This window comes from Martelella limonii (genome assembly GCF_013344475.1).
GTDB classification, from domain to species: domain Bacteria; phylum Pseudomonadota; class Alphaproteobacteria; order Rhizobiales; family Rhizobiaceae; genus Martelella; species Martelella limonii.
Window position 1 is genome coordinate 161,972 of the sequence record NZ_JABUOU010000005.1, and the last position, 14,310, is coordinate 176,281.

Annotated in this window: 13 protein-coding genes; 7 read left to right on the plus strand and 6 right to left on the minus strand. The window is 64.9% G+C overall.

Annotation, left to right across the window (positions count from 1 at the left end; all coding sequences use genetic code 11):
- The first annotated feature begins 26 nt into the window (after positions 1-26).
- The 7 genes from HPQ62_RS12710 (at position 27) to trpA (ending at position 7,755) form a co-directional block, all read left to right on the plus strand.
- The gene (locus HPQ62_RS12710; RefSeq protein WP_174802932.1) at positions 27-800 is read left to right on the plus strand and encodes a tryptophan synthase subunit alpha; all 774 of its coding nucleotides are present in this window, start codon (positions 27-29) and stop codon (positions 798-800) included.
- Positions 793-2,268, plus strand: a complete 1,476-nt coding sequence (locus tag HPQ62_RS12715) for a xylulokinase (protein ID WP_174802933.1) — start codon at positions 793-795, stop codon at positions 2,266-2,268. The genes HPQ62_RS12710 and HPQ62_RS12715 overlap by 8 nt, the downstream gene beginning before the upstream one ends.
- 42 nt (positions 2,269-2,310) lie before the next feature.
- Positions 2,311-3,228, plus strand: coding sequence for a sugar ABC transporter substrate-binding protein (locus HPQ62_RS12720; protein WP_174802934.1), 918 nt, complete (start codon positions 2,311-2,313; stop codon positions 3,226-3,228).
- A 76-nt stretch (positions 3,229-3,304) separates the two neighbouring features.
- Positions 3,305-4,819, plus strand: a complete 1,515-nt coding sequence (locus tag HPQ62_RS12725) for a sugar ABC transporter ATP-binding protein (RefSeq protein WP_174802935.1) — start codon at positions 3,305-3,307, stop codon at positions 4,817-4,819.
- Complete coding sequence (locus HPQ62_RS12730) at positions 4,816-5,742, plus strand: ABC transporter permease (protein WP_174802936.1); 927 nt, start codon at positions 4,816-4,818, stop codon at positions 5,740-5,742. The genes HPQ62_RS12725 and HPQ62_RS12730 overlap by 4 nt, the downstream gene beginning before the upstream one ends.
- 2 nt (positions 5,743-5,744) lie before the next feature.
- On the plus strand, positions 5,745-6,932 hold the full coding sequence (gene trpB, locus HPQ62_RS12735; protein ID WP_206678069.1) for a tryptophan synthase subunit beta: 1,188 nt from the start codon (positions 5,745-5,747) through the stop codon (positions 6,930-6,932).
- A gap of 1 nt (position 6,933) precedes the next feature.
- Positions 6,934-7,755, plus strand: a complete 822-nt coding sequence (trpA, locus tag HPQ62_RS12740; RefSeq protein ID WP_174802938.1) for a tryptophan synthase subunit alpha — start codon at positions 6,934-6,936, stop codon at positions 7,753-7,755.
- Positions 7,756-7,801: 46 nt separating this feature from the next.
- On the opposite strand, the gene HPQ62_RS12745 is transcribed toward trpA, so the two are convergent.
- The 6 genes from HPQ62_RS12745 to HPQ62_RS12770 all read right to left on the minus strand — a co-directional run bounded on the left by HPQ62_RS12745 (position 7,802) and on the right by HPQ62_RS12770 (position 14,274).
- The gene (locus tag HPQ62_RS12745; protein ID WP_174802939.1) at positions 7,802-9,727 is read right to left on the minus strand and encodes a 3-hydroxyacyl-CoA dehydrogenase NAD-binding domain-containing protein; all 1,926 of its coding nucleotides are present in this window, start codon (positions 9,725-9,727) and stop codon (positions 7,802-7,804) included.
- Between the two features lies 1 nt (position 9,728).
- Positions 9,729-10,430 carry an ABC transporter ATP-binding protein gene (locus HPQ62_RS12750; RefSeq protein ID WP_174802940.1) on the minus strand — a complete coding sequence of 234 codons (702 nt, stop codon included), beginning with the start codon at positions 10,428-10,430 and terminating at the stop codon, positions 9,729-9,731.
- Entirely contained in the window at positions 10,417-11,202 is a 786-nt protein-coding gene (locus HPQ62_RS12755; RefSeq protein ID WP_174802941.1) for an ABC transporter ATP-binding protein, read from the minus strand. Before HPQ62_RS12755 ends, HPQ62_RS12750 begins: the two co-directional genes overlap by 14 nt.
- A complete protein-coding gene (locus tag HPQ62_RS12760; RefSeq protein ID WP_174802942.1) occupies positions 11,199-12,155 on the minus strand; it encodes a branched-chain amino acid ABC transporter permease in 957 nt (318 codons plus the stop codon). The genes HPQ62_RS12755 and HPQ62_RS12760 overlap by 4 nt, the downstream gene beginning before the upstream one ends.
- Before the next feature lie 4 nt (positions 12,156-12,159).
- Positions 12,160-13,032: a branched-chain amino acid ABC transporter permease gene (locus tag HPQ62_RS12765; RefSeq protein ID WP_174802943.1), complete on the minus strand. Its 873-nt coding sequence runs from the start codon at positions 13,030-13,032 to the stop codon at positions 12,160-12,162.
- Between the two features lie 99 nt (positions 13,033-13,131).
- The gene (locus tag HPQ62_RS12770) at positions 13,132-14,274 is read right to left on the minus strand and encodes an ABC transporter substrate-binding protein (protein WP_174802944.1); all 1,143 of its coding nucleotides are present in this window, start codon (positions 14,272-14,274) and stop codon (positions 13,132-13,134) included.
- Between the last annotated feature and the right edge of the window lie 36 nt (positions 14,275-14,310).

Sequence of the window (14,310 nt, forward strand, 5' to 3'; positions counted from 1 at the left end):
CCCATGCAGACTGAGGCAGATTTGAAATGGATACTGGCGTGAAGGCGGATGCGATCGAACGATCTGCGTTGCCGACAACACCACTACTGAGTTGCTATTTCCCGCTCGGCGATGAGCGGGTTCCGGTGGAGCTTCTGGATGTCTATGCCGGTGAAGGCGTCGACATCATCGAAATCGGCATGGCTTCGCCCGATCCCTATCTCGATGGCGCCGATGTCCGGGCCTCGATGGCGCGTGCCGACCGCGCCCATTGGCGGGCCGATCTCGATGCCGTTCTGAACCGCCTCGCCGGCTACCGCAACCCGCCGCGCGCGCTTCTCATGACCTATGCCGATGCCGCCCATCCGGGCCTTGCCGCGCCGGATCTCTGGCGCGGGCTCGACAGCCTGCTGGTCGTCGCAGAACCCGGTGATGCAATGGCGAAGCGCCTCGAACAGCAGGCCGAAGCCCACGGTGTCCCGATATCGCCGTTCCTGGCGCTGCCGCTGGGAGACGATGCCCTTGCCCGGGCGCGGGCGGCGGGCTTCTACATCATGCTGCAGGCACATGACGGCCCGACCGGCCCGCGCGCCACGCTTGACCCCGCCAATCAGGGCCGGATCGCGAGGCTGCGCGAAGCGGGAGCGACAGCGCCGATCCTGCTTGGCTTCGGCATTTCCAGCGGGGCGCAGGCCCGCGCGGCGATGGCGCTCGGCGCCGATGGTGTGATCGTCGGGTCCAAGGTTCTGCAAAAAGCCCTTGAGGGCCGCGCCGCGCTTTCGACCCTTCTTTCCGATCTGAGGAGCGGTCTCGATGCGTGATGATGCCTATGTGATCGGCTTCGATATCGGGTCCACCGCCGTCAAGGCCGGGCTGTTCACGCTCGGCGGCGATGTGATCGATCACTGGAGCCGCAACTATCCGACGGAACGTCCGGGCCCCGGCATCGTCGAACAGAACCCGCAGCACTGGATCGATGGCGTCAACGATGCGATTGACGGGCTCCTTCAGGGCCGCGATCCCGACCGCGTTGCAGCCGTCGGGCTGTGCAGCCAGGTCAATACCGATGTGTTCGTGGATGCCGCCGGCGAGCCGCTGGCGCCCGCCATCGTTTGGCAGGATGTGCGCGCCGCCCGCGAGGCCGAGGCGCTTGACCGCTCGATTTCGCCGGAAGACAAGAAAGCCTGGTGGGGCGCTGAAATGCCGATCGGCGCAAGCCATGTGCTTGCCAAGATGATGTGGTTCCGCAAGCACCATCCGGCGCTTTACGACAGGACCCGCTACGTCCTTTCGCCCAAGGATTATTGCCTGCTGAAGCTGACGGGGAGGGCGGTTGCCGATCCGATCGCCGCCTTCGGTCATGTGGGTCTCGATCTCAGCTACATCGATCCGCTGATCGCCCGCGTGGAGGGTGCCGCCGAACGCCTGCCGCCGCTCGGCTTCTTTACCGATATCGCAGGCGAGATGCAGCTTGGCAGCCATGCCCGTCGCGTTCCGGTCGTGGTCGGCACGATGGATGCCTGGGGCAATCTTTTCGGCTGCGGCGTGTTTCGCCCCGGACAGGGCATGTATGTCTCCGGCACCAGCGAGATCCTGGCCCTTGCAGGCCAAAGGCGCATCGGCGCGCCGGGCGTCGTCACCTTCGCGACCGTCGACGATCTGGTCGTCAATGCCGGCCCGACCCAGAGCGGCGCGGATTCGCTCAGATGGTGGAGCCGAACCGTCGGTGTCGAACCGGGCGATGTCGCAGCCCTTGCCGCCAAGGCGGACCGCGACGGCCGGCCGGTGCTTTTCCTGCCGCATCTCGAAGGCGAGCGCGCGCCGCTCTGGGATGCCGATATCAGGGGCTCCTTCATCGGGCTCGACAGCCGTACGGCCGGGCCGGAATTTGCGCTCGCCGTTCTGGAGGGCGTTGCCCTTTCCGCACGGCAATTGTTTCATGCGCTCACCGATGCCGCAGGTTTCAAGCCCGACTGGCTGCTTTATGGCGGCGGCGGCGCGCGCTCCGATCTCTGGAGCCAGATCCGTGCGGATTGCCTTGGCGTTGCCCTGCACCGCTTCTCCTACAATGATGTCGGCTGCCTTGGCGCAGGCATCATGGCGGCCGTCGGCGTTGGTGCCTTCTCCACCATCGCCGAGGCCGTTCCGGCGATGACGTCGGTGCAGACGGTGTTCGAACCGGATCCGAAGCGCGCGAAGCGCTATGATCGCATGTTCGACGCCTATCTGAAGGCGATCGAAGCACTGAAGCCGATCGGAATCATAGAGACGGGCGACCCGCTCCGCTAACGGGTCACGCATGACAATCAAACAAGGAAGAGGAACAGTAGAATGAACATGATCAAGACCACACTGGCAGGTTTCGCGCTGGCGCTTGCCGGCTCGACCGCGGCACTTGCGACCGACGTCACCATCCTGACGCCCTATATCAGCTCGATCCCGACCAACGAGATGGCGCAGAGCTTCAAGGCGGAAGGCGAAAAGCGCGGCTGGGATGTCACCATCATCGACACCCGCAATGATTTCGGCCAGCTTGCCTCGCGCATGGAAGACACGGTCAACGCCAAGACCGATGCGATCGTGCTGATCTCCACCGATCCGGCCCAGGTCGGCGACCAGGTCGCCATGGCCGCTGAAGCCGGCATTCCGGTGATCTCGCTCGATGGTTCCAAGAACGAGAATGTCGACGTCAACATTACCTCGAACAATTTCGAGCTCGGCACCCAGCTTTCAAAAGCGCTGTTTGAGGCGATGGGCGGCAAGGGCAATATCGTCAAGTTCTACCACTCCGCCCATCCGGGCGTGCACCAGCGCGAACTCGGCCTCGACGCCACGCTGAAGGATTATCCCGACATCAAGGTGATCGCCGATCACTTCGTCAAGGTCCCCGGTCCCGTCGATGATGGCCGCATCGCCATGGAAAACATCCTGCGCCAGTATGGCGATCAGATCGACGGCGTCTGGGCGGCCTTCGACGATCCGGGCATCGGCGCGGAACTCGCCACCGAATCCGAACTGCCGGATTCCAAACTGATCATCATGGGCATTGACGGCAACGCCCAGGCGATCGACATGATCAAGTCCTGCACCCATTACAAGGGCACGTTCCGCCAGGACTTCCCCGGCATGGCGACCGCCGGTGCGGAACAGCTTGAGAAGATCCTCGATGGCGGCGCTGCCGACAGCGACGAGATCTATGTACCGGCCGTGCTGATCACGCCGGAATCGCTCGGCGTGACCTGCCCCTGAGGCATCGCTCCGGCCGGCCGCTTCCCGTTCCGGGGGCCGGCCGGCTCCGTCTTTCACCTTCTGCAGGACGACATCCATGTTGCTGAGCATCAAGGCGCTCGAGAAGCGCTTCAGCGGTGCGCGCGCGCTCGACGGCGCGTCCCTCGACGTAGAGGCTGGCTCCGTACACGGCCTTCTCGGCGAAAACGGCGCCGGAAAATCGACGCTGATCAAGACGCTGTCCGGGCTGCTGACCCCCGACGCCGGCGAAATCCGGATCGATGGCCAGGCCGTGACGATCGAAAGCGTGCGCCATGCCGAAGCGCTCGGCTTCCGCTTCATCCATCAGGAACTGAGCCTGGTGCCGCACTTCAATGCCGTCGAGAATGCGTTTGTCGGCAGGCATTATCCGAAGCGAGGTCCGTTCATCGACCGCCGCGCCATGGCCGAAGAAATCGCCGAGACCGCGCGCGACATCGCGCCGGACCTGCCGCTGGATGTTCCCGCGGCGCGGCTGACGACCGGCCAGAAACAGTTGGTCGAGATCATCCGCGCGCTGATCGGCGCCCCGGCGCGGCTGGTCGTGATGGACGAGCCGACGGCCTCGCTTTCGGATGGCGAGGCGCGCAGGCTCTACAAGGCCGTCAAGCGTCTCTCGGAGCGCGGCGTTGCCGTGATCTTCATTTCCCACCGGCTCGACGAGGTCATGGAGATCTGCGACCGGTTCACCGTTCTGAGAAACGGCGCGACCGCAGGCTCCGGCGCGATTTCCGAGATCGACAGGGCGGGTCTGGTGCGGCTGATGTCCGGCCGCGACGAGGTGCGGCTTGCGCAGCGGCCTTCGGAGGCCGGGAGCCCGGTCGTATTGCAGGTCCGCGAACTGCCCTTCGGCACCCATGGCTCGCAGGTAAACTTCGATATCAAGGCCGGTGAAATTCTGGGGCTTTACGGCCTTGTCGGCGCCGGCCGGTCCTCGCTGATGAAGATCGTCTGGGGCGCGACCTCCCATGACCGGGGCGAGATCACCCTTGACGGAAAAAGGCTCAAGCCCGGCCGGATCGGAGACCGGATTGCCGCAGGCGGCGCCTATGTTCCCGAAGACCGCCGCCACGAGGGCCTGATCACCAGCCGGTCGATCGCGGAAAATCTTGCCATCGCCCATCTCGCCTCCGTCCGCCCCGCCGCCCGTATCCCCTGGACCAGCGTCGCCGCGCTCAAGCGCCGCGCCGAAGAGGTGAAGGCGGCGCTTTCGGTCAAGATGGGCTCGCCCTTCGCCAGGCCGCTCACGCTTTCGGGCGGCAACCAGCAGAAGCTTCTGTTCGGCCGCTGGTTCGGCCGGCCGATCCGCCTTCTCATCCTCGATGAGCCGACGCGCGGCGTCGATGTCGGCGCCAAGGCCGAGATCCATGCGGTCGCCCGCCGTTTCGCCGATGAAGGCGCTGCGGTTCTGATGACCACATCCGACATGGATGAACTTCTCCAGCTTTCGTCGCGCGTCCTGGTGCTCGCCGGCGGCGAGGTGACCGCCACGCTTTCGGGCGAAGCGCTCACGCCGCCCGCCATCATCGATGCCGCATTTCAACATCAGTCACGGAAAGACCCCGCAGCATGACCGGTCTCGTCAGACGTTACGGCACGCTTGCCGCACTTGTCATCATCATCATCGCCTTCTCGATTGCCTCGCCCGAGGCGTTCGGCTCGGCCAACAACCTGATCAACATCACCCAGCAGATGACGCTGCTTGCGATCGTCGCCATCGGCGCGACCGTGGTGATGGCCGTCGGCGAATTCGACCTTTCCACCGCCTCGATCGTGTCCTTCGGCGGCATTCTGGTGGTCGTGCTGTTCAAGCTCGGCGTGCCTGCGCCGCTCGCCTGCCTGATCGTGCTGGCTGCGGCTTCGGTCTTCGGCGCCGTCTCCGGCTTCGTGGTGGCGCGGTTCGAGGTGCTGTCCTTCATCGCGACGCTCGCCGTCGGCACCATCATCGGCGGCATTACCTTCTGGCTCAGCGAGGGCGCGACGCTGTTCGGCGACATTCCCGCAGGCTTCCGCGATATCGGCCGAGGCCGCACTTTGGGCCTGCCGACGCTGACCTGGTGGCTGATCGGCATTGCCATCGTCGCCTGGCTGATCCTTGACAAGTTCGAGGTCGGCCGCAGGCTTTACGCGATCGGCGGCAACCGCGAGGCCGCCCGGCTTGCAGGCGTCCGGATCGTTTCCAACACCATGTTCGCCTTCATCGTTTCTGCGGTCTTCTCGGCGCTGGTCGGCATTCTGCTGACGGCCCGCATCGGCTCGGCGGGGCCGACCGGCGGCGGCGGCTATCTGCTGTCGGCCTATGCGGCGGTGTTTCTCGGCATGACAGCCTTTCGCGAAGGCGAGGCCAACGTGCCCGGCACGCTGGTGGGGGCGGCGATCATCGCGGTGATCGGCAACGGGCTGACGATCCTCGGCGTTTCGACCTTCCTTCAGGATATCATCACCGGCACCATCATTCTCGCCGCCGTTCTGGTGCGCCGCGTGGGAAGGGCATGAGCATGTCCGGCATCACGGAAGCACCGTCCCGCGCAGGCCGCTACGGCTCGTTTGGCGGCCAGTTCGTCGCCCCCGTCCTCCTGCCGGTGCTCGATCGGCTGGAGGCGGCCTACCGCAAGGCCTGGGCAGATCCGGCCTTTCATGCGGAGCTGAATGTCCTGCTGAACCGCTTCGTCGGCCGTCCGACCCCGCTTTTCGACGTGCCGGCCTATCTCGAGCGCAGCAGCGGCGCGCGGATCGTGCTGAAGCGCGACGACCTGACCTTCAACGGCGGCAATTATGCCAATTCCGCCGTCGGCCAGTGCCTGCTCGCCCGCCGCATGGGACTTTCCGCCGTCGTCACCGACACCGGCTCCGGGCAGAACGGCATTGCCGCCGCTGCCGCCGCCGCACGGTTTTCGATGCGCTGCACGATCTACATGGGCGCCCGCGATGCCGCGGCCCAGCCTGCAGCGGTCAAGAAGATGCGGCTCTTCGGCGCGCGCCTCGAAATCGTTGACGATGCCGACCGGGCGCTGAGTGCAGCCACCAGCGCCGCGATCCGCCACTGGATGGGCCATTCCGACACCGATGCCTATCTCGCCGGCGCGCCGATCGGCCCGCACCCCTTTCCGGAAATGGTGGCGGCCTTCCAGTCGGTCATCGGCAAGGAAGCCCGGCTTCAGTTGATCGAGGGCGGCATCTTTCCGGCGGCGCTGTTTTCCGCTGTCGGCGGCGGATCGTCGACCATCGGCCTGTTTTCAGCCTTCGTCAGCGATCCCGCGATCCGGTTGATCGCGGTGGAGGCCGCAGGCGCCGGTGGCGAAGGCTCTGTCGGCTCGGCGCGCCTCACCTACGGGCAGCGCGGCATTTTCCACGGCGCCGAAACACTGGTCCTTTCCGATGCGGAGGGGCAGATCCTGCCCGCCGCCTCGATCGCGCCAGGGCTTGCCTATCCGGGATCCGCGCCGCAGCTCGCCGATCTCGTGTCACGCGGCCGCATTGAAACCATGCGGATTACGGATGCGGAAGCGCAGAAGGCGGTGCGGCGGCTTGCCGAAAGCGAGGGCGTGCTGCTCTGCCTGGAGGCGGGCCATGCGCTTGCAGCCGCCGCCAAGGTTGCCCGCACCATGGAGCCGGACGAAACGGTGGTGGTGATGGCGCCGTCATCGGGCGACAAGGATATCGATATTCTCTGGCAGGATGACTGACATGGCAGACAGGACCAACCGCATCGATGCATTGTTCGACCGGCTGAAGAAACAGGGCCGCAAGGCGTTTGCGACCTTCACCGTGGGTGGCGATCCGACCCATGATGAAAGCCTCGCACGGCTGAAGGCCTTCGTGTCGTCCGGCATCGACCTGATCGAGATCGGCTATCCCTTTTCAGATCCGATCCTCGACGGCGCAACCATCCAGAAGGCCAACCGGCGGGCTATGGCGGCGGGCGGCAATCTCTCCGGCACGTTCGAGCTCTGCAGCACCTTCCGCAAGGACGACGACGAAACGCCGCTGGTGCTGATGGGCTATGCCAATCCGATCATCGCGCTCGGGGTCGATCGCTTTGCCGAGAAGGCGGCAGAAGCCGGGATCGACGGCATCATTGCCGCCGACCTGCCGCTGCGCGAGGCGGACGCCCTCATTGAGGCGCTGCACCGGCACGGGCTCTACATGATCCCGCTTGCCGCCCCGACGCTCGATGCCGCCGATTTCGCGGTGACGCGTCCGGGCCTTGGCGGTTTTCTCTATTGCATCCCGGTGGTCGGCCCGACGGGCGGCCCGTCCGCCCCGCAAGCCGCGATTGCCGAGGCCGTCGAGCGCTGCAGGCGGCAGAGCAAGCTGCCGGTAATGGTGGGCTTCGGGGTCAAGACGCCGGAAATGGCCGCTGGCGTGGCAAGCGTCGCCGATGGCGTGATCGTTGCCACCGCGCTGATCGATGTCTTCGACACGCTGCGCCAGCAATATCCGGACGGCGGAAAACGGATGGAAGAGCACATGGCGGAGACGATCGAAACCTTCCGGATCGCAATCTGAAAAATGACAGGCCGGCGCGCTCAATCAGCCGCGCCGGCCTCTGCCATCAGCTGGCAAACATCGGGCCGCCCCTGTGGCGAGGAAAGCCATAGCCGTGGATCTTGACGAGGTCGATGTCCTCCGGCTTTGCGGCGATGCCTTCGGCAAGGATCGCCCGGCCTTCATCCGCCATGGCGGCGATCAGGTGATCGGCAATGGCCGTGCGGTCAAGGGCGTCGCTGGCCTCGATCCGGGGCTGCAGCAACGCGGCAACCTCCGATGAGACGACAGGCTTGCGCTCGCCCTCACGGTAATCATACCAGCCGCCGCCGGTCTTCTGACCCTTTCGGCCCGCGCGCACCAGAATGTCGCCGAGCGTTTCCGGCACGTCCTGACCCTCGCTACGCGCGCCTTCGCGCTGCAGGTAGGCAATATCGAGGCCGCTGAGATCCTGGGTTTCGAACGGGCCCATCTTGAAGCCATAGTCGCGCATCGCACCGTCGATCTCGGCGATCGCAACGCCGCGCCTTACCAGTTGCTCGGCCTCCGCCCGGTAGCGCTTCAGGATCCGGTTGCCGATGAAGCCCTCGCAGATGCCGGAGGTCACCGGTATCTTGCCGAGCGCGCGGGCGAGCTGGAACCCGGTTGCGAGCACATCGTCTGCCGTTTCCGGCACGGGAATGATCTCGAGAAGCTTCATCACATGGGCGGGCGAGAAGAAATGCAGCCCGATGAAGCGTTCGGGATGGGAGAGCCCTTCGGCAATCCGGCGCGGATCGAGATAGGAGGTGTTGGTCGCCAGCACCGCATCCGCCCGGCAGACACGGTCGAGTTCGGCGAAGACGGCGCGCTTGACGGCGATCTCCTCGAACACCGCCTCGATCACCAGATCGCAAGCTGAAAGCGCCTGATAGTCGGTGGTGCCGGCAAGGCCTTCCAGCAGAAAGGCCTGCTTCGCCGCGGTGAGCTTTCCGCGCCGGACAGCACCCGCAAGCACCGCCTCGATCGCGGACAGGCCGCGCGCGACCGCCGCCTCGTCCCGCTCGATCAGCGTGAGCGGATAGCCCGCCATTAGCGCCGCAGCCCCGATGCCGGTGCCCATCGTGCCGCCGCCGACAATGCCGATCGATTTCAACGGCCGGGGCTCGACAGTCTTGAGCGCCGCCGGTCGGGCCGCACTGCGTTCGGCAAAGAACACATGGCGCAGTGCCGCCGCCTCATCGGACGCCCTCAGCTCCAGAAACAGTCCGCGCTCGTTCAGCATTGCCGCATCGAACGGATTTTCGGTCGCAAAGCGGATCGAAGAAAGCGCTGCAAGCGGCGCGCGGTAGCCGGGTTTCGCCTTATCCTTTTCTGCCTCCGACCAGAAGGCTTCGTCGATCGCGGCAATCGGTCGCGCGCTGGTCTTTGCCGGCAAGGGCTGTTGCAGCGCCTTTTCGGCAAATGCCACCGCTTCGGCAACGAGATCGCCCTCGACGATCGCATCGATCAGTCCTGCTTCAAGCGCCTTTCGCGCGCCCAGCGGCCTGCCGCCGACAGCAAGCTTCACCGCGGTTTCGACGCCCGCCAGTCTTGGCGTGCGGCAGGTGCCGCCAGCGCCCGGAATGATGCCGAGCGTCACCTCCGGCAATCCAACCGCAGCACTTTCCAGCGCAATCCTGAACCGGCATCCCATCGCCACCTCGAAGCCGCCGCCAAGCGCGGTTCCGTGAATGGCCGCGATCCAGGGCTTTTCGGCATTCTCGATCCGGGCGATCACGTCCGGCAGATGCGGCTCGAGCGGGGGAAGGTCGAATTCGCGCACATCCGCCCCGGCAATAAAGGTCCGGCCGGCGCAGGCAAGCACCACGGCCTTGACCGCATCGTCGCGATCGAGCGCATCGGCGGCTGAAAGAAGTGCGGCCCGCATGGCCTGCGACAGCGCGTTGACGGGCGGATTGTCGACCATGACGACGGCGATTTCGCCGCGACGGGTAATTTCGATCTCGTTCATGTCATATTCCCAGATAGGCTTCCCGGACCTGCGGATCGGCAATCAGGTTTGCCGCTGGTCCTTCCATGGCGATGCGGCCTGTCTCCATCACATAGCCGCGATCGGCGATCTTCAGCGCGCCGAAGGCGTTCTGTTCCACCAGAAGCACCGTGACGTCCCGCGCCTTCAGCGCCTTCACGACCTCGAAGATCTGGGCGACCAGAAGCGGTGCAAGGCCCATGGAGGGTTCGTCCAGCAGCAGGCAGGAGGGGCGGCCCATCAGTGCGCGGGCAATCGCGAGCATCTGCTGCTGGCCGCCGGAAAGGCCGCCTGCGACCAGATTGCGCTTCTCGCGCAGGATCGGAAACATCTCGTAGGCGTCTTCCATATCGCGGTCGACGCGGTCGTCGGAAAACAGGAAGGCGCCGAGCCGGAGGTTTTCCTCGACCGACAGATTGGTGAAGATCTGCCGGCCCTCGGGCGATTGGGCAAGGCCAAGTTTCAGCCGCCTGTAGGCCGGGACCGCCGTCATCACCGAACCGCGAAAGATGATCTCGCCGTCGGTGACCGGCTGCAGGCCGGACAGGCATTTGAGCAGCGTCGTCTTGCCTGCGCCATTGGCGCCGACCACCGTCACGATCTCGCCGGAGCGGACTTCAAGGTCGATGCCGTGCAGCACCTCGATCCGGCCATAGGCAGAGCGCAGCCCCTTAACCGTCAGCATCGGCGGCCTCCTCCTGTTCCGCGCCCAGATAGGCGGCAATCACCGCCTTGTTGCGGGCAACGTCCTCCGGACTGCCCTCGGCGATCTTCTCGCCGTGATCGAGCACCACGATATGGTTGGAAATCCGCATCACCATCTTCATGTCATGCTCGACCAGAAGGATTGCGATGCCCGATTTGGCAAGCTCGGCAATCAGCCGGTCGATTTCCTCGGTTTCGACCGCATTGCAGCCTGCCGCCGGTTCGTCGAGCAGCAGAACCCGGGGCGAGACGGCGAGCGCGCGGGCAATTTCCAGCCGTTTCAGCGCGCCATAGGAAAGATTTCCTGCCTGGCGCTCGGCGGCTTTGGCAAGACCCACCCGTTCGAGCAGCGAAAGCGCACCGGCGCGGGCTGCCGCAGAGCGCCGCTTTGAGCCCGGCAGGGCCAGCAGGTCTGCGAGAAGCGGTCCCTTTTCCTGAAGGTGAAATCCGGCGATGACATTCTCGAGCACTGACATTTCCTGAAAGATCTGCAGGTTCTGGAAGGTGCGGGTCAGGCCGAGCCGCGCCAGACGGTCGGGATTTGCGGCCGTGATGTCGCGCCCGTCGAGCATCACCTTGCCCGATCCCGGCAGATAGACGCCGGAGATCATGTTGAAGAGCGTCGTCTTGCCGGCGCCGTTCGGACCGATCACCGAAACGATCTCGCCGGCGCTGGCGGAAAAGCTGACATCGTTGACGGCCTTGAGGCCGCCGAAGGCAATGCCGAGGCCATGGACTTCGAGCAGGCTCATTCGTCCCTCCCTTTCAGCCTTGCGGCGATCGACGGCAGCAGGCCGCGCGGCAGGAAGATCATCACTGAAATCATGATCGCGCCGAGCACGAGCTGTTCGTATTCGGCAAAGACCGTCAGCACCTGCGGCAGAAGCGTCAGGATCGCGGCTCCCAGCATCGCGCCGAGGATCGAGCCGACGCCGCCAAGCACGGCCATCGACACCATCTCGATCGAATGCATGAAGCCCGCGACATCCGGCGTGATGAAACCGTTCTGGAGCGCGAGCAGCGAGCCCGCGACCGAGGCGTAGACGGCAGAGATGACGAAGGCCTGCAGCTTGACCCGGGCGACATCGATGCCGACCGTGCGGGCCGCCACTTCCGAACCATGGAGCGCGCGCATGGCCCGGCCCGTCGGGCTCGATGCCAGATTGAGGGCAATCCAGACGCCGATGACGAGCACGATGCCGCAGAACCCGTACCAGAACTCGCCGCCGGAGATCTTCCAGCCCAGGTCGCGCAGAAGTCCCCTGAGGCCGATATCCGGGACGGCCATGCCATCCGGCCCGCCGGTGAACTGGCGCTCATTGGTAAGCGCAAGCGTCACCAGAATGCCGAAACCGAGCGTTGCCACCGCCAGATAATAGCCCTTGAGCTTCAGGATCGGCCGGCCGATCAGCGCCGCCACGCCGCCGGAAATGACCGCGCCGAGAATGGCGGCAAGGGCCGGGTGCAGGCCCAGATATTCCGGCGCAAGCGCACAGCTATAGGCGCCGATGCCGGCAAACCCCGCATGGCCGAGCGAGATCTGCCCGGCATAACCGATCAGGATCACGAGCCCGATCACCGACAGGGCGTTGACGAAGATCAGCGCGCCGACGCGGTAGTAATAGCCGGAGGGAAAGAATACCGGCAGCACCGCGACAAGGGCGATGACGATCGCGATCTGGATCCACTTGGAACGTGTTGTCATCGCCTCACACCCTCTCGGTCGACTTGGCGCCGAACAGGCCCTGGGGCATGACGAACAGAACGGCGAGGATGACGACGAAGGCCACGGCCTCCTTGTATTGCGAGGAGATATAGCCCGCCGTCAGCGCTTCCATCAGGCCGAGCGCGATACCGCCGACAAGGGCGCCCTTGGGATTGCCCATGCCGCCGAGCATGGCGGCCGCAAAGCCCTTCAGCGCGAGCGCCACGCCAACATCATAGCTGACGAGCGTGATCGGCGTGATCAGGACGCCAGCAAGGGCCGCGATCGCGGCAGAAAGCGAGAACGACAGCGTCATCACCCAGTTGGTGTTGATGCCGACGAGCTGGGAGGCGAGCCGGTTGTTGGCAACAGCCAGCACGGCCTTGCCGGTCAGCGTCTTGGTGAAGAACGCCCAGAGCCCGAGAAACACCATGACCGCGCCACCGATCACCCAGAGGCTCTGCGGCAGGATGGTTGCGCCAAGCACATGGATCGGATCGTCGCCGGAAAAGGCGGGAAAGCGGTGGAGCTGCTTGTCGAAGACGAGCTGCGAAACGCCGCGGATGAAGATCGAGGCGCCGATGGTGATGATCACCAGCGAGACCACGGGCGCCCCGCGCGCCGGCTCGATTGCAAGCTTGTTGAGCGCAACGCCGGCGGCGGCCGTGATCACGATCGCGAGCAGCCCCGCAAGCGGCAGGGGAAGGCCCGCGGCATAGGTGAAGGCGGTGATCATGCCGCCCAGCATGACGAATTCCCCTTGCGCGAAATTCACCACATCGGAGGCGTTGTAGATGATCGTGAAGCCGAGCGCGACCAGCGCGTAGACCGCGCCGACGGTAATGCCCGACAGGATGAATTGCATCAATGCGTCCATGGAAGGGTCCCGAACGGTGACAACCAGCAAAAGGGTGCGGAGCCTCAGGCGCCCGCGCGATCAGCACCCCGCGCCAGGGACGCGGGGTGCCGTTCGTCATCAGTCGATCGATTTCCAGCCGCCATTGTCGATTTCGAGCATGCGGAAGGCGGAAAGGTCGAGGCCGAGATGGTTGTCGGGGCCCATGGTATAGACGCCGGTGGTACCGACGAGGCCATCGGTTGCCTCCAGCGCGTCGCGGATCGCATCCGGATCTTCGCCGCCGGCCTGTTCCATGGCGCTCATCATCAGCAGGAAGGCGTCATTGGCATAGCCGCCGAAGGTCGAGACGTTCTGGCCGTATTTGTCCTCATAGGCGGACTTGTAGGTCATGACCACGTCGCGCTGCACATCGTCTTCCGGCAGGATGTCGGCGATCAGGAGCGCGGTGCCCGGCAGGCGCACGCCCTGGGCAGCATCCGCTCCGACAAGCTCGATGAAGCTGTCGGAGGCGACGCCATGGCTCTGGTAGAAGGGCAGGTCGATGCCGAGCTGGCTGGCATTGCGGGTGACGATCGCCGGGCCCTGGCCGAAGCCGGGGTTGAGGATCGCCTGAACGCCCTCGGTGTTCTTGATCTTGGTCAGCTGCGGCGTCATGTCGGCGTCGCCCGGACCGTAAATCTCGTCAGCCAGAATCTCGATGCCGTAATCGCCCGCAACATCCTTGCACTGGGCCTGCATCGAAGCGCCGAAGCCGTCCGTGCCGGAAATCATGCCGACCTTGGTGATGCCGTTCTTCTTCATGTTGTCGAAGATCTTCTCGCAGGCCATGCGGTCGGTGTGCGGGGTCTTGAACACATATTCCTTGACCGGATCGACGATCTGGATCGCGCCGGCAAGCGAGATGAAGGGAATGCCTTCCTCTTCGGCCACGGCGAGGATCGACATCGACGTGCCGGTGGTGGTGCCGCCGATGATGGCCACCACTTCGTCATCCTCGGTCAGGCGGGTGGCGAAGGTGCGCGCCTTGTTGGGGTCGCCGCCATCGTCATAAAGGGTGAGGACGATTTCCTCGCCATTGATGCCGCCCTTGGCGTTAACCTCTTCGACCAGCATCTCGATGGTCTTGGCTTCCGGGTCGCCGAGAAAAGCGGCCGGGCCGGTCGCAGAAAGGCTGGCGCCGAGGCGGATTTCCGCGCTGGCACCCGTTGCCACGCCAAGCGTGGCAACAATCGCCAGAGCCGTTGTCGACATGAATTTCATTTGGATTCTCCTCCCTGATTTATCCAAACACGCTGC